Source organism: Sulfurimonas sp. HSL3-2, assembly GCF_039645965.1.
In the GTDB taxonomy this organism is placed as follows: Bacteria; Campylobacterota; Campylobacteria; order Campylobacterales; family Sulfurimonadaceae; genus Hydrocurvibacter; species Hydrocurvibacter mobilis.
This window is the reverse complement of record NZ_CP147917.1, coordinates 983,953-1,000,536: the sequence shown is the minus strand read 5'-3', so window position 1 is coordinate 1,000,536 and position 16,584 is coordinate 983,953. Positions and strand designations below refer to the sequence as shown.

The 16,584-nt window shown below is 38.3% G+C and carries 17 protein-coding genes; 5 read left to right on the top strand and 12 right to left on the bottom strand.

The features are described from left to right. Positions 1 to 40: 40 nt before the first annotated feature. From WCX87_RS05035 to WCX87_RS05010, 6 genes are read right to left on the bottom strand one after another with little or no spacing between them, the layout of a single operon-like run. The gene (locus tag WCX87_RS05035; RefSeq protein ID WP_345980953.1) at positions 41 to 847 is read right to left on the bottom strand and encodes an acyl-CoA dehydratase activase; all 807 of its coding nucleotides are present in this window, start codon (positions 845 to 847) and stop codon (positions 41 to 43) included. After that, on the bottom strand, positions 844 to 2,133 hold the full coding sequence (locus tag WCX87_RS05030; protein ID WP_345980952.1) for a 2-hydroxyacyl-CoA dehydratase family protein: 1,290 nt from the start codon (positions 2,131 to 2,133) through the stop codon (positions 844 to 846). The genes WCX87_RS05035 and WCX87_RS05030 overlap by 4 nt, the downstream gene beginning before the upstream one ends. Further along, entirely contained in the window at positions 2,111 to 3,112 is a 1,002-nt protein-coding gene (locus WCX87_RS05025) for a 4Fe-4S binding protein (protein WP_345980951.1), read from the bottom strand. Before WCX87_RS05025 ends, WCX87_RS05030 begins: the two co-directional genes overlap by 23 nt. Further along, positions 3,102 to 5,480 carry a 4Fe-4S binding protein gene (locus tag WCX87_RS05020; RefSeq protein ID WP_345980950.1) on the bottom strand — a complete coding sequence of 793 codons (2,379 nt, stop codon included), beginning with the start codon at positions 5,478 to 5,480 and terminating at the stop codon, positions 3,102 to 3,104. Before WCX87_RS05020 ends, WCX87_RS05025 begins: the two co-directional genes overlap by 11 nt. Positions 5,481 to 5,492: 12 nt before the next feature. Beyond that, positions 5,493 to 6,155 (bottom strand): sulfite exporter TauE/SafE family protein, encoded by a 663-nt coding sequence (locus WCX87_RS05015; protein WP_345980949.1) that lies wholly within the window; start codon positions 6,153 to 6,155, stop codon positions 5,493 to 5,495. Positions 6,156 to 6,176: 21 nt separating this feature from the next. Beyond that, positions 6,177 to 8,354: a TonB-dependent receptor gene (locus WCX87_RS05010; RefSeq protein ID WP_345980948.1), complete on the bottom strand. Its 2,178-nt coding sequence runs from the start codon at positions 8,352 to 8,354 to the stop codon at positions 6,177 to 6,179. Between the two features lie 340 nt (positions 8,355 to 8,694). Between WCX87_RS05010 and WCX87_RS05005 the strand changes: the two genes are divergently transcribed. After that, positions 8,695 to 9,081, top strand: a complete 387-nt coding sequence (locus WCX87_RS05005) for a class II SORL domain-containing protein (protein WP_345980947.1) — start codon at positions 8,695 to 8,697, stop codon at positions 9,079 to 9,081. A gap of 22 nt (positions 9,082 to 9,103) precedes the next feature. On the opposite strand, the gene WCX87_RS05000 is transcribed toward WCX87_RS05005, so the two are convergent. Genes WCX87_RS05000 through WCX87_RS04985 form a run of 4 tightly spaced genes read right to left on the bottom strand, consistent with a single transcriptional unit; the run spans position 9,104 to position 11,360 of the window. Continuing rightward, positions 9,104 to 9,466 (bottom strand): nitrous oxide-stimulated promoter family protein, encoded by a 363-nt coding sequence (locus WCX87_RS05000; RefSeq protein ID WP_345980946.1) that lies wholly within the window; start codon positions 9,464 to 9,466, stop codon positions 9,104 to 9,106. Further along, a complete protein-coding gene (locus WCX87_RS04995; protein WP_345980945.1) occupies positions 9,459 to 10,709 on the bottom strand; it encodes a hypothetical protein in 1,251 nt (416 codons plus the stop codon). The genes WCX87_RS05000 and WCX87_RS04995 overlap by 8 nt, the downstream gene beginning before the upstream one ends. Beyond that, on the bottom strand, positions 10,709 to 10,930 hold the full coding sequence (locus tag WCX87_RS04990) for a sulfurtransferase TusA family protein (protein ID WP_345980944.1): 222 nt from the start codon (positions 10,928 to 10,930) through the stop codon (positions 10,709 to 10,711). Before WCX87_RS04990 ends, WCX87_RS04995 begins: the two co-directional genes overlap by 1 nt. Further along, positions 10,920 to 11,360 (bottom strand): hemerythrin domain-containing protein, encoded by a 441-nt coding sequence (locus tag WCX87_RS04985; protein ID WP_345980943.1) that lies wholly within the window; start codon positions 11,358 to 11,360, stop codon positions 10,920 to 10,922. The genes WCX87_RS04990 and WCX87_RS04985 overlap by 11 nt, the downstream gene beginning before the upstream one ends. 78 nt (positions 11,361 to 11,438) lie before the next feature. Between WCX87_RS04985 and WCX87_RS04980 the strand changes: the two genes are divergently transcribed. Beyond that, positions 11,439 to 12,071, top strand: coding sequence for a Crp/Fnr family transcriptional regulator (locus WCX87_RS04980; RefSeq protein WP_345980942.1), 633 nt, complete (start codon positions 11,439 to 11,441; stop codon positions 12,069 to 12,071). Positions 12,072 to 12,140: 69 nt separating this feature from the next. Further along, positions 12,141 to 12,551 carry an arsenate reductase ArsC gene (locus WCX87_RS04975; protein WP_345980941.1) on the top strand — a complete coding sequence of 137 codons (411 nt, stop codon included), beginning with the start codon at positions 12,141 to 12,143 and terminating at the stop codon, positions 12,549 to 12,551. A gap of 4 nt (positions 12,552 to 12,555) precedes the next feature. On the opposite strand, the gene WCX87_RS04970 is transcribed toward WCX87_RS04975, so the two are convergent. Next, the gene (locus WCX87_RS04970) at positions 12,556 to 13,929 is read right to left on the bottom strand and encodes an EAL domain-containing protein (protein WP_345980940.1); all 1,374 of its coding nucleotides are present in this window, start codon (positions 13,927 to 13,929) and stop codon (positions 12,556 to 12,558) included. 286 nt (positions 13,930 to 14,215) lie between these two features. On the opposite strand from WCX87_RS04970, the gene WCX87_RS04965 reads away from it, so the two are divergent. Continuing rightward, positions 14,216 to 14,848: a uracil-DNA glycosylase gene (locus WCX87_RS04965; RefSeq protein WP_345980939.1), complete on the top strand. Its 633-nt coding sequence runs from the start codon at positions 14,216 to 14,218 to the stop codon at positions 14,846 to 14,848. Continuing rightward, on the top strand, positions 14,845 to 16,092 hold the full coding sequence (locus WCX87_RS04960; RefSeq protein ID WP_345980938.1) for a hypothetical protein: 1,248 nt from the start codon (positions 14,845 to 14,847) through the stop codon (positions 16,090 to 16,092). Before WCX87_RS04965 ends, WCX87_RS04960 begins: the two co-directional genes overlap by 4 nt. Here WCX87_RS04960 and WCX87_RS04955 read toward each other — a convergent pair. Further along, positions 16,078 to 16,455, bottom strand: a complete 378-nt coding sequence (locus tag WCX87_RS04955) for a YbgC/FadM family acyl-CoA thioesterase (protein WP_345980937.1) — start codon at positions 16,453 to 16,455, stop codon at positions 16,078 to 16,080. The genes WCX87_RS04960 and WCX87_RS04955 overlap by 15 nt on opposite strands. Positions 16,456 to 16,584 lie beyond the last annotated feature (129 nt).

Here is a 16,584-nt window from a genome sequence, read left to right as displayed (position 1 = left end):
AAATGAGTGTTAATTTTGTGTTAAGAAACTCTCATTATTATTAGCTTGACTTTTGATAATTATAAGAATCGACACCTAAGATCGCTGCGCCTAAAGATGTGGTAACTTGCGGATATGCAGGTATAAATATCTTCTGCCCTATCTCGTTTTCTATGGCATTTACAAGCCCGCCGTTTAGAGCAGGCCCGCCGTCAAAATAGATCCCCTCTTTTACACCCACGCGCTTTACGAGTTTGACGATCCTTTTAGCGATCGAGTAGTGTACGCCGCTGACGATATCTTCGACATTGTGGTTGTTGCCCAAAAGACCGATGATCTCAGACTCTGCAAATACGGCACATGTACTGTTGATAGAAAGTGGTGTGCCTTTAGCATTGAAATGTCTCTGGGCCAACTCCTCTACGCCTATTTCAAGGTTCATAGCACATGCATCCAAGAATTTTCCTGTTCCTGCCGCACATCTGTCATTCATTGCAAAATTGACAACATTCCCCTGATCGTCTAAAGAGATAGCTTTGCTGTCTTGTCCGCCAATGTTTATGATCGTCTTGATCTCTCCGAACTCTTTAGCCGCTGCTACGGCTCCGATGGCATTTGCCGTGATCTCGCTGATGTTTTCATCGGCTTCTTTAAACAGCTTTCGTCCATATCCTGTTGCGACCGTATAAGCGATATCATCCTTAGTGATCTTCAGATCATTGATAAGATCGTTTAGTGTCTGGTGGGCATAGTTGTAAAACATGCTTCCGCTTCCGCTTATACGGTGTCCTACCATCTCCTTGTTTTCATCAATGATCGTTATCTTAATGGCAGTCGAGCCTATATCGATACCTGCAAAATATTTCATCTTTTGTTCCTGTTCTTTATTTTAAGAGACTCTACAAACGCTTCGACTCTCGTACTAAGCTGTCCATGCTGAGACGGGCTGTAATCACTTTCGATATACAAAATAGAGATACCCTCTCTTTCCATCGCTTCAAGTACGCTTCTTTGCTCCAGCTCATAAACGGTACATCCTGCAAATGCCTGATAGATGACACCATCGGCGTTATGTGAGCGAACAAGCTCTATGATACGTCTGATACGGTCGTCATTTTTACTAAACACGGGACATGTACACGCTTTTAAGTATTTATCTGCCAAAGAATCGAGCATATCGTTTACAAACCACTCATCAACGGCTACTCTGTCGTTAAACATCCTGTTTGAACTACATGTTTCATCGGCTACTATGATGGCATCCGAATCTTCGATGATAAGCGGGATCTTATAGTTTGGAAAGATGGGAGGCGAGCCTGTGTAAACGATCCTCGGGCTTACTTTGCCTGCTGCATGGACCTCATCTTTTACTCTCTGCTCGAGTTCTTTAACCAACACCTCTGCTGCTTCTATCCAATTATCTATCTTGTCGAAGAAAAAAGCGTTTGTCACTAAGAACATATCATTGCCCAGTATTGGTACGATTTTATTTTTTCTAAACTCTGATATCTGATGATACAGCGACTGGGCGTATCCGATCTTTGATATCGAAGACCTCAGATTTTTCTTTGTCAGTTTTTTCCCCATTTTTTGAGAAAGATCGACACTGAATTCTCTGATGCTTCTTCGAAAGAACTCCCTGCTTATCTCACTCTCTTTGGTTCTTGGAAAATCCACATCGACGACGTCGTACCCAAACCCCTCTATGATACTTCCTGCCTTTGTCTTTTGATCGCACGTCGTGGGCGAATAGATCATGTCAGGCTTGTCTGTGAGATTTTTGGAAGCCAGATGCCCCACACTTGCTTTTACCAAAGGACATGCCTTTTGCGGTAAAAAGTCACTTCCTATCTCATCATCGGTGTAAAAGCCGTTACAGAGTCTTATGGGAACTCCGTCAAGTGCATAGATGATCTCAGAGGGGATCTGAATACACATCGTTCCTACTTTCACTTTATCATGATGTAAAGCCGTATGGTTACAGTAGACATTTTCAAAAAGATCATAAAAATACTCCATCGCTTTTGGCGGAGTTTTAAATCCCTCTTTCAGAGTGTTTAAGACCTTGAGAGCTTCCATAGCCTTATGTCTGTTTTGTTTTTCGTTCGGTGTTTCTATCTTATGTTCTTGCTTATGCTCTTGTATGCTTGTCATCTGCATCTCCTTTTGGCTTTGCTATCCCCATTCTTTTTTCAAATCCCTGCTTTGTGGAACTGAAAGCTCTTAATTTCAATATATCAAAATGAAGCGCATCGTCTTCCGGACATGCGGCTACACACTTCAGACATAAGATACAGTCGTCGCGCAGTATCTCCGTACTTATGACATCATCTGCGATATCTTTGATCTGCATGTCACAGACGGCATAACAGTCCCCGCATCTTGTACATTTGCTTCCATCTTTTCTCAACTGTACAAATGAGAACTTTGAGAAGATATAATGCAGTGCGCTCATAGGACAGAAGAAACAGAAAAAACGTTTTTTTACAAAACTTCCGATAAAGAAGAGTCCCGCAAATATCATCCCGATAGCAGTTAGTACCATAGAGGTCTTTGTAGAAAAGTCGATGCTCCACTGTGAGAAGTCTCCGCCAAATGTAGGGCTTATGATGCGCGCTGGACATATCTGGCAAAATGCTGCAGACCATTCTCCGCCAAGAGCTCCTACACCTATTAAAAGCGGTACCAAGATCACTATTGCCAATAAAATATATTTTATTTTAGAGAGCTTCTCAAACTGATGCTGTGTATATGTAGAGTATCTTATACCGATCTGTTTTCGCAAAAGTGTAAGCCAGTCCTGAAACGTTCCAAAAGGACAGACATAACCGCACCACGCCTTGTTTAAAAAGATAAACCAAAACAAGAATGTAAGTATCCCGAATATGACGGCGATCCCTGCACCTCCGAGAAGTATCTGAACGGGCATGGAGAGCTGATGCTGCAGGGGTATAAGAAAACATGCTCCCGCGCTTTTGCCGTTGTACGGACATGCGAAGATGGGAAGTTTAGACCCTAGATATATGGCAAAATACCCGCCGTAAACAAAAAGGACAAAACTGATAAGCTGTATCCAAAACCTTATTCTTATAAGGTTCATATTGTTTATAAGACGTTTGAGTTTACTCAACATGGCGAACCTCGCTAAAAGGTCTTGTCCTGTTCTTTCTAAATCTATATATGATGATCCCCGATACTAAAAGAGTCAAGACAGCCAATAAAAGCGCATAAGCATATGATGCATAGTCACTGTTGTTTGGGTAAAACGATGCCGGATAGGTCAAGATGTACTTTATGTTTTTATACTCTTTGCCATCAAACTTTCCTACCTCATCCGTTGTATATGTCAAGGTGACTAACAACTCCTCTTTATGTCTTTTATCAAACTCTTTCCAAACGGGAAAATAGTCTCTTATGATATGAAATTTTGCTATCCCCTCTGCATCTGTCTTAATATGCTTGTTCCATCCGCTGCTCATGTGAACTGTGATATCTGCGTTTGTTAAAGGTTTGTTGTGAAGAAGTGCCAAAAATCGAAGCTCGTCACCCATAGAGTGTCTGTAAAAGAAACTGTTCTCATCCTCATTTTTCAGCAAAACTAGATCTATGTCACTTTTATCTGCCTGAACTCTCTCTTTTATGCTCTGTGTATAGCTCTCTTCACTGCCGTGGCTGGCGTGCAGATACTCCATCTTTGCGACTCTGTAAAAAAGTGTACCGCTCTTTAGTGTCTCATTTTTTGCGAAGATGTTGTAGTAGCCGTTATTTGGTATCTCAAAGCTGAAAGAAGCCGTACCTTTTACATCTTGGATCTTTGTCTCTTTAAGATTTTTCTTGGTGTCGTAGTAGAAACTTTGAACATCCATCTGCGGAACCGATTTTGCATCGTTTAACTCATCACCGTAGACCAGCCATAGCTTTTTTGTAGGAACAGTTTTTTTACCGCCGTGTGAAAACATACCCATAGTAAATGCGCTCTTAGATCTATCGTTCGGATTGGTAAATGAAAAATAGATAGGTTCATCCTCTTTTAAAACGACCTTTTTAAGACCCCTTCCTCCTGCATATTTCGTAAAACCTTTTGATACCTCGGATGACGGTCTATGCATCCCTTTAGAACTGTGAGCTCCGTGTCCGCCCTGCTTCGCGCCGTATGTTTTAAACACATATCCGGTGTAGATGTTGATGCCGATAAAGAAAAACACCAATAGTGAGCCGAAGATATATCCAAATATCTTTCTTACCTTTGTAGCTTCGATAAGTTTAAGTCGTTTATAGATCAAGATAAAAGCCCAGATGACCCCGATCCACTTCAGCAGTCCGAAATAATGAAGCCATGCGTCTCCTCTATGAGCAAGCGGTGCGACCTCTATTGCAAACCCGAATGCTTGAGCAAACCCTTGTACTATCGTTTGATACTCATGTGTAAAGAAACTCTCCAATGTATGACCGAGCGAGCCGAGTATGAACAATGGGGCATATCCGTAACCAAGGGTGGAAAAAGTGCCTGCATAATCTTTTTTCAGGACTTTAGATGCCAGAAAAACTCCGAGTACAGAGAAAAAGACCGTCAATACAAGTGCATACAAAAATGCAAAGCCGCCTGCATATTCACTAAGTCCCAGGTATACAGCTGTCTTGTTCCATATCATCGAATCGGCGATACTGCTTCTGTTAAGCCCGTGAGCAAAGGTCATCGACACAGGAATAGAACCAAGGATAAGTATATAGGTCCATACCTCTGCGTTTAATGTCTTAAACTTAGAAAAAAGCTGCTCTGATGGCTTTGTAAACTTGAACTTGACAGCCTCGCATGCAGCACTACAGTCCATACAAAGAGTACAGTCATCGTTTTGATTTTTCTTTGCGAATGTAAAGGGCTTTAAGTTGTACGAACAAGCCGTTGCACACTCAAATGTCCTACAATCTTTACAAGAGTCTGTATAGGTCTCCAACTTTGTAAATGAGAGTTTGTCGTAAGCACGGGTCAAAGTTCCTATGGGACATATAGACTTACAATAGCTCATATCTTTGTAGATGTAGTAAAGTACAAACGCCAGCAGGGTCATGACCGTAAACATCGCAGCAGTCACTAACGGTGAGTTCCAAAACCCTGAAAATGTGTAATATACGCCCCACCATCCGATAACAAGCAGAAATATCCCGATATATCTGTTTTGCATCCACTCCGGCATCGTTTTTTTAAGTCCGAATCTCGTGATATATTTACCTAAGAATCCGTGTGGACAGACACCGCAGAAGATGCGTCCGAAAGTCGGAAGTGTCGCGACCATAAAAAGTGCCCAGAAAACTCCCCAAAAGAGAGCTCCCGTAAAGATATTTTCTTTACCAGGATATGCAAATCCAAAATAAAGTGCATAAAAGAACGTCGCCGTGACGACGATCCTAAGAGCTAAAAGAAACTTTTGGTTTTTAAAGAAAAAACCTAAAACAGGCTTGCCGAAAATATCATTTTTATCTCTTTTTATAAAATCAACCATTTATACCCTTTTTTAAAGTCTGATCTGACCGCTGATTATCAAGATCCCGACTATTACTAACAACAATGAAGCCATCATCTCTATCGCTTTTGCATACGTTTTAAACTCTACGAGTAATCCTCTTATAACAGTTGAGAGGAAAAACCCATAAAACAAGAACGGGACTAACACCGCGCCGAGTCCAAAAGAGAGCCCCATGCCTATGGCACTAGGCATAGAAGTACTGTTTGCACTCAGTGTGATAAGCGTTAAGATAGGAGCACACGGGTTTATAGAGACCAGTACACCTATACCAAACAACCCAAATCCGTTTGCGATCTGGTTACTTGATATAGATCTATTTGCAGAACAGCTTACTTTCTCCTTTTTAAAAAACCTGTAAAACATAAAGAGTCCCATAGATAAAGTAAAAAGACCTAAAAAAGACTGAAATACCGCATTGTCATTTAATACTGTTTTAACCAGACCGGCACCGCTTAAGGCCATAACAGAGATCACGGTATACATAAAGATTCTGCCAAGACTAAAGGGGATTAGAATACTTACAGATTCTCTTATGCTGTTTGAGTTTTTCACCAATAACGGGCTAAGAAACGGCATGCAAGAAAACATGCACGCCGTACTTCCGTAAGAAAGCCCTATGATAAAGAGTGAAAAGAAAGTTACTGTTTCCACTTTGATCCAAATACCGCTATCTTAGAACTTCAATGAAAAACCGGCAGTAAATACTCTACCCGGATTTACAGTGATCGAAAGATCTTCATAATCAAATACACCGTCACTGTTTCTATCACTGCTCGCTCTTGCTACGTTGTAGTATTGATTGTCCAGGACATTATCTACTCTTGCAAAAACAGCAACCTCGCCATCAGAAGTTTTCTTTTTATATTCGACTCCCAGATTTACAGACCTTTGACCTTTGATCTTTAATTTGTTCAGATCATCTGCGTAGTAATCAGACTTAGCATTGACTTCTCCGGTGAGCTTCAGACCTTTAAGCGGATAATAATAAGTAATAAAATTAACTTCATGTTGAGAAGTTCTAGGAATTCTGTTACCCGTTACGTCAAAGACTGTCACACTTGGTCCGCCTAAATCAATTCCAAAGTTTTTATAATCTGTATATACTGCGTCTAAGTAGGTATATGCCAGAGTAAAAGAGAGTTCCTTTGCCACTGGACCATTTGCTGCCAATTCTAGACCTCTATGTCTTGCGCCTCCAATATTTGCCCACATATCAGTCGTATCTGTTGTTCCGTAGTTTCCTGAACTTTTCATAATAAAATCTTTTCTATCAAGTTCGTAGACTGAAAGCTCATAGTTGATCTGATGTTTTTTAGTTCTAAACCCTAGTTCATAATTTCTTGATTCTTCAGGCTTAAGGTCAGGATTATTCTGCGTCGACCCCCATGCACTTAAATCACCTGCATAAAGTTGAGATACCGTCGGTGCTCTAAACCCAGTCGAATAATTTGCAAATATTGTCGATGTTTCATCTAATTGATAGTTACTACCGAGTCTATAAGAGTAAACTTCAAAGCTGTTATCAAATCTTTGATCTTTATAATCTTCATATTTTAATTTAATAAGATCATATCTGATATTGGCAGTCATACTTAGATTTTGAGTCAGACCCTGCTTATACTCGCCGTAAATCGCATATACGTTTTCATCTGTCTTGTCATTACTCTTTGTTTCACCCGCTTTATAGAAATCCGGTATTGCACTAAAAGGAAAGTAAGATGTTATAAGAGCCTGATTTACTCTATATGATGTATTGTTTTTGTATTCATTAGCTCTTAGATCCAGACCAAGAAGTGTTGCGAAGTTCTCTGATGATGTTCTATACTCACTTTTTATACCTCTTTGTATCTGAGCATAGTCATTATTGTAAACATAGTCTTTATCATCTAAAGTACTATCCTTTGCTCCCGTTGCATCTCTTGTCTGCGGGCTAGATATAAACTTTGTCTTATCCGTATATATATAACCGTTTACAAGCAGATTAGAGTTATTCTCAAAGTCTTTTGAATATGTCAAAAATAGTTTTAACAGTTTAACTTTGTAATCTCTTACATAATCCCGACTTTCCTGATGACCATCATAGATCGATTCTGGATTGTTTTTTGCCTCCGTTTCACCACCGACGGTACCATGAGAATCTTTTGCTCTGTCTGAGACTTCAAGACCAAATGTCAGGTCAGATGTATCATCTATGTAATATTGAAGTTTACCATTCAAATATTTGGCATCATATCCTGAGTCTTCATAATACCCGTCAGACTTTCTTTCACTTGCCTGCACATGGAAGTTTAAGTTTTCATCGGCATATCCTGTTCTTGCCAACACCTTTTTATAACCGTAACTTCCCATTTCAAAAGTTCCGAAGTTATTATTGTAATGTGCACCTTTTTTTGTCGTGATGATTACAGCACCCGAGAGTGCATCATCACCGAACAGATATGAAGCCCCACCTTTAATCACTTTGATGCTTTCGATGTTATCAAGGTCAATATTGACACTTCCGGTTCTTTCAAATACAGGAACACCGTCGATTACGACAGCTACACCCGGTTTTTCACCCATATACATCTGATTTTCCACACCCCTTAAGTGGATCTTCAAAGAGTCACCATCCGTATATGTCGTTGTCACACCCGGAATAGATTGTAAGATCTGTTGTATATTTTCTGTGTGTGCATCATCAACAGTTTCACCGCTGATCGTTGCAGTACTTGATACTTCAGTTTTATTTGATATGAATTTATCAACGATGGTAGAGGACTCGACTTGGATCATCCCTAAGTCCGAAGCCGATAGATTAAGACTGAATGCGCAGATCGCAGAAAGAACTATGCCGTTTGTTTTTTTCATTTCTTCTCCTAGATTATGTTTAAAAACGGCACCAAAGTGTATATTGTGATTTAATTTACAAAAAAATGATAATATAACCCCGGTGCTTGTCGCCGTTTCCTGCCTTGTAGTCACCAAACTAAATGAAGGCAGGGAACATTAGGACTTGATTTTAATGCAGAAGTGTTAATTTTATGTTAATTTTAAATATCGAACTAATAAATATTATTAAGTTTCCTTAAATTACTCAGCTAAAAATTGAATTTTTTCTTAAATAAGACAAATATTGTCTTGTTTATGTTTATTTGCAAGAAAATAAAGATATACTAACGTCATAAAATCAAAAAACAAGGAAATAGAAATGCCAAAGATTAATAAATATGTTGACATCGACACTGTAGAAAGAGAAGCTAAAAAAGATCTTATCGATCGTCATTCACCGTTCATTACGGTAATGGGTGATGCAAAAAAAGGTGAGATGCTTTCTGTTAATGTAAAAATGGGTCAAGAATATACTCACCCGGATGATTTCGATCACTTCATCGAAAGTATCACACTTTACAACGGTGACACTAAGCTAGCTGCTGCTACATTCGTACCTGGTACTTTAGGAAATGAGAAATCTCATGCTGAAGTAACTTTCAACATTCGTCCAATGGGCAAAAAACTTAACCTTGTAGCACACGGTTACTGTACAAAACACGGTGTTTGGGAATCAACACCTGTTGAAGTAGAAGTAGCTGAGTAGTCTCTAAGCCCTCTTATAGGGCTTAAACTACCTCCTTTTTAAACACCGACTTCACCTTCTCTTTTACCTTTAATATCCCTAGTCTTAAACCGCTGTAACGCATCACTTTTGCCAGTTTTTTCCATTCATCTTTTTCATAACATGGATCCGGACATTTTCTGCATCTCGGTTTTATCTCATGTGGACACTCTTCAAGCCGTATAAGAGAGTAATCCAGAAGCTTTTTACACTCCGAACAGAGATCCGACTCAACAACGTAAGTAAGATCATTATGCTTACATGTAAAGGTCTGCAACCTCCTTTTTTCATGAGCATTCGCGGCACAGTAGGTTTCAAAGAAACGCTTTAATGTTTCTGCTTCGCTTTGAAACTTCTCTTTATCCATAAACGACGGCTTTTTTTATCATCTTGGAGTGATAGAGATATCCGCTTACGATATTATATAAAAGCAGTGTTGAGGAGATGAAAAACAGTATAGCTGCAACAAAGACAAAAGGTCTATACACTAAAGCCAAGATAAAAAACGCGAAAGAGAGCATGAAGATATAAAACTGTATCTTCATCCATTTTATCTTTATGACCTCACTCATCTCCGCATCAAATACAGACTTTGAACTCAGATGAAACCATGTCAAAAAAGGTACTATCTTATAAAGCATCCCGTTTATAAGCCCGTAGATAAATCCAAGCCCGATAGTCATGCTCAAAAGAAAGTCAAGTTCAAGACCAAAGAGTATGCAGACGATCCAAAGTAAAGAACCTAGTGCAAGATTTGTATTTGCAAAATAAAAGAACTTTACCGTGATGTCGCTTCTGGCTCTCTTGCGGTTTTTTAAGATTCTAATAGTCGTAACGGCAAAAACAAATGCCACGGATGCTAAAACGATCTTAGAGATCGTCATACCTACATCAAACGCATAGATCATCGAAAAATAGTAAGAGACCAGACTCAAGGAGATGATAATATAAAAACAGTTCTTGATGAAAAGCGGATACTCACGGGCCACATAGAACATCGGCAGGATCTTATAGGCGACACCGCTAAAAAGCATAAACACCCATCCAAAGATCATAATACTCAAATGCAGGTCTCCAAACTTCATTGTGCTAGATATTCCGCCTAGCTGCAAAAGAGCCAAGATTCCAAAAACAGCTCCTATGGCTAAAAAGGCAAGTGCAGTTATGAATGTTCTCACAGTCGGATTTTTATCTTTTGTCTTTATGATGGTGATGATGGAATAAAGGGCAAAATATATGACTGACAAACCTAAAAACAGCATTGCAAAGTGCATAAAGATCTTAACAGAGGTCAAAAGCGAGATAATAAAACTGAGCGTTCCAAGATTTAAGAAAAGAAGTATCATCTTTGCCTGCGACTCCACTTTTGCATAAGCCACGCCTATGATGACCGGTACCATCTGAAAAAGCGTCCCAAACATGATATGCGTGAAAAATCCAAGTGTCAGTATATGAGTGATCGCTATCGCCTCATAATAAAACCTGTTGTCTATCTTTAAACCAAAGACCAGAATGGCTATGGAGAACAGAAGCAGATACACCACTCCCGTCATATAGTAAAAAAGCGGGATTTTATAAGGCGGAGCCTGTTCAAGAGAGAGTCCATACATTATCGGTATATCCTCATCTCAAAATAGTTCTCTACATCTTTTACTATCTCGGATCTCAGTCCGAACCTATCTATCTGTGCTTGAAGCTTGCATGGAAACATACGGTGGATGAAGACCAATGTCTCACCCTCTTGAAGGTTCTTGATCGCCTGCGTGCCTTTGAGCAGAGGAAGAGGAGCTTCCAGCTCACTTACATCGAGAATGATCTCCTTATCTGCCATAGTTCATCAGCCTCTCTACTATCTCATCGTTTTGTTGAGAAAGAAGATTCTGCATCATTGTATAGAGCATCTGCTCCTCTTTTGCATTATGCTGCTGCAAAAGTATCATAAGTGATTCGCTAAGACCGAAGAACCTGTCGCTCTCGTTTTGTAAAAGTGCATCATCGAGTTTATCAAGCAGCATCCGCACTTGCTCATGCTCCATCCTCATCACCTGTGTAGGACCGCATCCGCCCATACCGCTTTTCTCTTCAAACGTTGGAAATAAAAAAGACTCTTCGATATCAAAATGTTTTAATGTCTCATCTTTAAAATCTTTATACTTTACAACTGCATCTGTAAAATCTTTTTTATCGACTGCATCTTCAGTTAGCACCAAAAGCTGATCACAGCCACGGTGATGGTGTGTCATAAAATCCTTTATTGTCATGGTCTTCCTTTATTTTTTTTGTATTTTTGCATACAATGGTGATAAAAAGATTGACCCGTGTCAACAAATGGATAATATATGCAATTAGATAAATTCTGGTTTTTTGAATCACTGAGCGATACCGATTTAAAAGAGCTAAAAAATATAACGATCAAAAAGAGTTATAAAAAAGGAGATATCCTTTTCTATGCGGATGATAAACCGCGATTTCTTCATCTTCTTGCAGATGGAACCGTAAAGCTTTATAAACACGACTTTAAAGACAATGAAGTGGTCTTACATAACCTTAATGCTCCAAACCTCATAGCCGAGATAGCCAACTTTGAAGAGATACCCTACCCTGCGAACTGTTCATTTGAAAGTGACGGCGAGATCTATCTTATCGATTATGAAAAATTCAAAGAGAAGTTTTTAAGTAAAAGTGAAATAGCGATGGTCTTTATCAAGTCACTGACAAAAAAGATCAAAGCACTTGAGAGCTTCATAAACTACTCCATAACAACAGACAGTTACACAAAGATCATAAGATTTTTATCTGAAAATGAAAACAAACTCAAGAATATAAAACAGGTAAAGATAGCCTCTATATTAAATATCTCGCCCGAGACACTCTCTAGAAATATAACAAAACTAAAAAAAGAGAAGATAATAGATAAAGAGGACGGTTATATAAAGATCATAGACCATCAAAGACTCCAGGAGTTACTATAAATCAATAAATCAATATATCTTGATTTATTTATGGTATAATTTTAAATATCATAAAATTTGGATTTTAAAATGAGTCAAAAAAAACATGTTCTTATTCTTTGTACAGGTAACAGTTGCCGTTCTATCATGGCTGAAGCGCTTATAAATGCTAAACTTGGCGAGTGTGTCAAAGCACAGAGTTCAGGCGTTAAAGCAAGCGGAAAAGTAAATCCGAACGCACAAAAACTACTGACTGACAACGGATACTGGAGAGAAGAATATCATTCTAAAGTAATCGACACTGTCTTAGATACGGCATTTGACCTTGTAGTGACTGTATGCGATAATGCAAAAGAGACCTGCCCTATGTTTCCTAAAGCTGTTAAGACCATACATGTAGGATTTGAAGATCCAAGCGGTAAAGAGTATGCAGAGTATGAAAAGACTTTAAAACTTCTAGAGGATGAACTGCTTCCTGTTATCAAAAAAGAGCTTTGTTAAGCTCTTACATGTAAGGAAGTTTTGGCAGAGGTTCATCTATAAAGTAACCTTGCGAGTAGTCGATACCGAGCTCTTTGACTACAGACTCTACCGTACTTGAATGTACGTGTTCAGCGATCGTCTTGATCCCCATCTTCTTCGCGAACTCTACAATAGTCTGAGTTATCATCCTTGAGTTTTTACAAACATCGATATCTTTTATAAGCATCCCGTCTATTTTTATATAATCGACCTGTATCTTTGTCAGATATGAAAAGTTAGAGTATCCGCTTCCAAAATCATCTATTGCCAGTTTTGCACCAAAGCGTTTCACTTCGGTCATAAACCTTGTTACTTTATTATAGTCGATTATCGCTTCCGATTCTAAAAGTTCGAATGTCACACGGTTACCCATGTTATAGTTTTTCAAACTCTCTATGATAAAGCTGTATATCTCTTCACTCATAATATCTTCGATCGAAAGATTTACACTAAATTCATAATCATTGTCTTTAAAGATATCAAATGTCTTTTCGATGATGGTCTTAGTAACGATATTATAGACTTTTATGGTTTTTGCTATGGGAATGAACTGGATCGGAGAGAGTATGTTTCCATTTTCATCAATAAGTCTTGCAAGAGACTCAAATCTCGCGACTTTACCCGTCTCATTCGATATGATAGGCTGAAAATAAGGGATAACACCGGAGTTTTCTATTGATTTTCGGATCTTGTATGAGGTGATAAGGTTTTGCTCATACTCATTCTCAAAGTTCATTCTGTCTTCATATATCCAAAAAGGCAGCTTCATCTGCTTGGCATATTTTAAAGCCATATTTACTTTAGAAAAAAGATTTTCAAAATTTCTGCCTGCTGAGGAAGCCAACGTTACATCCGTATAGATCAGATTGTTTTGATACTCGAATGATGAGTTTTTCAACATCTCCGTCAACTCTTTAAGATAGTTTTTCAAAGCGTAAAAATCCATTATCTCATCGATCAAAACACCAAATTCAGCACCTGATATCCTATAGACTTTAGAGTTTTTTATACTGCTTTTCAACTTTAAAGCCATCTGCTCCAGCAGATAGTCTCCTACTACAAAGCCGTAAAAATCGTTTATGACCTGAAAATTGTCCAAAGCGACACAGATATATGTACTGTCTTCAAGATCCTGCATATCACGTCTGAGCTGATAAAGATTCGGGAAACCTGTAAGCGGATCGGTAAAGAACCTCTTTAAAAGCTGTACTTTACAGTCTTTTACATCGGTTTCGATTATTTTATTTTTACTTTGTAAATTATAAAGTATCTCATCTTTTGAAAGTATCTCATTTGAGCTGTATGCAACGACATTTACGTTATTTTTGTCTTTTGACTTTAAAAGTGCTATTTCCAAATTATTTTTCGAATTTTTCTTAAGGCTGGAAGTAAGATTGTGAACTAAAACAGTATTGTGGATATACGCTGAAATCTGAATATATACGTGCACTTTAGCCTCTTTATATATCCTTTCTACTAAGCTTTCAACCTCACTTGAAGATGAAATCGTATACTCATGTATCGTAAAACTATTTTTCATTTATATCCATTTTATCTATATTTAACACCTCTTAAACTATACTACAAAATATTTTAAAGAAGGTTAGAGAAACGTATTATTGAAATCATATCAAAATCTTGTTATGTTGCAAAATCTATATCGGCTTAAATCGTTAGGGTTTGAATACACAGATCTAGTTTCCGTAAATCAAAAAAATCTAGATATTTTACCAAATGATATCAACTCTTTACATAGGGTTATCTCCTCTTGCCATCTTTGCGATCTAAGTAAATCAAGAAAACAGAGCATGAGCGGATACGGAAGCGGTAATGCAGATCTTATGATCGTCGACTCCATCGTATCAAGCAGTGAAGACGACTCGGCTAGCTACTACGCAGGAAGAGCCGGAACATCACTCAGAAAGATGATTGAGAATGTTTTAGAGCTGAGTATTGACGATGTTTTTTTAACACACGCGGTAAAATGTAAGCCTCTGGGTTCTAACAAGCCTTCAGAGTCGGAGTTAAATAGTTGCAAACCCTATCTTTACAAACAGATAGAGATCGTACAACCGAAAGTTATCGTAACTTTAGGAGAAGAGGCTTATAATATCTTTTCTCAAACAAAAGAGGAGTTTAACAGCGTGAGAGGACATATCATAGATCTAAAAGATTATAAACTTGTGCCTATATATCATCCTCAGTTTCTGCTTCGCAATCCATCTTTGAAAAAAGACACGTTAAACGATCTTAAGATAATAAAGAGTCTGTTATGAAATTTAAAATCTTTTCACTGCTTCTGATAATCCCTGTTTTAGTCTTGGCAAAAAGTTATCTGGCATCTCCGATTCCTCTTCCTAAGACATATATTCAAGACCTTGATCCTTATACGTGTGATGAAGATTGTCTCAAAGAGGAATTAGCAAAAGGGTATATCTTTTCATTTTTGGCTCATTCACCTTCTAAACTGGACAATAAAGAGCTCAATGAACAGCGCCTGCTAAACCTTTCTTTATTTAATATCGGTGCACCTATCTCAACTGACAAACTAAAGATCGCTGTCATCATCCCTTACAAGATCATCGGAAGATATGCAGCTTCTACGACAAATTCTGTTTTTGCATACCTGCTGACTAAAAACCGTGCTTTTGATATAAAAACTTTCAATATAGATACGCAGGATAGAGATGTCTTGGAAAAAACGATAGAAGAGATCCAAAACGACGGTTTTTACTATGCTATCGCTCCGCTGACTAAAGAGGGTGTCGATACAGTCATAAGTATTGATCCGCAGATCAATATCTTTTTCCCGACAGTCAATAGAGATGATGTAAACTCTTCATCTCCATATCTCTACTTCGGCGGTATCGACTACAAAGCTCAAACAGCCGTACTTCTAAAAGAAGCAGTTTCTCCTCTTGTGATCTTTAAAGATACATCAACTTTAGCAGACAGGCTCAGTGCTTATGCAAAAGATAAATATATGCTAAAGACTATCGATTCGACAGGATTTGAGCAGATAGATCCAGGTGAGAGAAAAGTGGTTACGTTCAGTATAGATAAAAGTTCTACAAACCTAAAAGATCAGTTATCCGAAAATGAGAATATCCAAAACGGATCATTCTTAACTAATACACCTGTCGTAAAAACAGGGATGATAATGTCACAGCTGACTCTTTATGACGTAAATGAGACGAATGTGCTTTCAACTCAGATAAACTACGATCCGCTCATACTCTCTATGACACAGTTTCAAGACAGAGAGAACATGATCATCGCAAACTCGATCTCTAAGAACAATAATATCATCATAGAGACAAACTCATTACTTAGCAATGACATCGTTTATGACTGGATAAACTACGCGACAACGGTAGGTATAGACTACTTTTTCAATCTTATCACGAATGTACCGCGTGAGTACCAGCTGCAGATGTTAAACAACCAGATCATCTATCCGATAACACTGGTCAAACCGTCATACGCAAGATTTGTTACTTACAAATCAGACGAACAGTAGATTGAGAACCTCTATATTCTGAGGTTCCAACTTCTTGATCTTTCCGTTAAAATCCACAAACGCAAGAGTGATGTCCATCTCAAAAAGCTTCTCTTCATCTCTATAGACCTCTTGATGCAGTTTAAAAGAAACCTTTTTAAGTTCAACGAGGGATGTCTTTACATGTAAGATATCGCCGAGTTTTGCAGATGAGTTATATGACGCTGTGAGCTCTTTGACTACAAAATGGCCGTTTTGCATCACCGGTGACAAGCCGCGCTCAAAGAAAGCTTCACTTCTGGCTCTTTCACAAAATTTTAAATAGTTAGCATAAAAGACGACACCACCAACATCTGTATCTTCGTAATAGACTCTTATTTTCATTATTAGTTCCAATCATTAATATTATAACATTGTATAAAGATAGCACTTTAACGTCGCTTTTAAAAACCTATTTACCGGCTATCTGGTTCAGGCACTTATCTTCACTCCTATTATCAATAAAAACATAGC

Excerpts from the sequence above, each read along its gene's own strand:
- WCX87_RS05035 (WP_345980953.1), bottom strand. The coding sequence starts at position 847 with ATGAAATATTTTGCAGGTATCGATATAGGCTCGACTGCCATTAAGATA.
- WCX87_RS05030 (WP_345980952.1), bottom strand. The coding sequence starts at position 2,133 with ATGACAAGCATACAAGAGCATAAGCAAGAACATAAGATAGAAACACCG.
- WCX87_RS05025 (WP_345980951.1), bottom strand. The coding sequence starts at position 3,112 with ATGTTGAGTAAACTCAAACGTCTTATAAACAATATGAACCTTATAAGA.
- WCX87_RS05020 (WP_345980950.1), bottom strand. The coding sequence starts at position 5,480 with ATGGTTGATTTTATAAAAAGAGATAAAAATGATATTTTCGGCAAGCCT.
- WCX87_RS05010 (WP_345980948.1), bottom strand. The coding sequence starts at position 8,354 with ATGAAAAAAACAAACGGCATAGTTCTTTCTGCGATCTGCGCATTCAGT.
- WCX87_RS05005 (WP_345980947.1), top strand. The coding sequence starts at position 8,695 with ATGCCAAAGATTAATAAATATGTTGACATCGACACTGTAGAAAGAGAA.
- WCX87_RS05000 (WP_345980946.1), bottom strand. The coding sequence starts at position 9,466 with ATGGATAAAGAGAAGTTTCAAAGCGAAGCAGAAACATTAAAGCGTTTC.
- WCX87_RS04995 (WP_345980945.1), bottom strand. The coding sequence starts at position 10,709 with ATGTATGGACTCTCTCTTGAACAGGCTCCGCCTTATAAAATCCCGCTT.
- WCX87_RS04990 (WP_345980944.1), bottom strand. The coding sequence starts at position 10,930 with ATGGCAGATAAGGAGATCATTCTCGATGTAAGTGAGCTGGAAGCTCCT.
- WCX87_RS04985 (WP_345980943.1), bottom strand. The coding sequence starts at position 11,360 with ATGACAATAAAGGATTTTATGACACACCATCACCGTGGCTGTGATCAG.
- WCX87_RS04980 (WP_345980942.1), top strand. The coding sequence starts at position 11,439 with ATGCAATTAGATAAATTCTGGTTTTTTGAATCACTGAGCGATACCGAT.
- WCX87_RS04975 (WP_345980941.1), top strand. The coding sequence starts at position 12,141 with ATGAGTCAAAAAAAACATGTTCTTATTCTTTGTACAGGTAACAGTTGC.
- WCX87_RS04965 (WP_345980939.1), top strand. The coding sequence starts at position 14,216 with ATGTTGCAAAATCTATATCGGCTTAAATCGTTAGGGTTTGAATACACA.
- WCX87_RS04960 (WP_345980938.1), top strand. The coding sequence starts at position 14,845 with ATGAAATTTAAAATCTTTTCACTGCTTCTGATAATCCCTGTTTTAGTC.
- WCX87_RS04955 (WP_345980937.1), bottom strand. The coding sequence starts at position 16,455 with ATGAAAATAAGAGTCTATTACGAAGATACAGATGTTGGTGGTGTCGTC.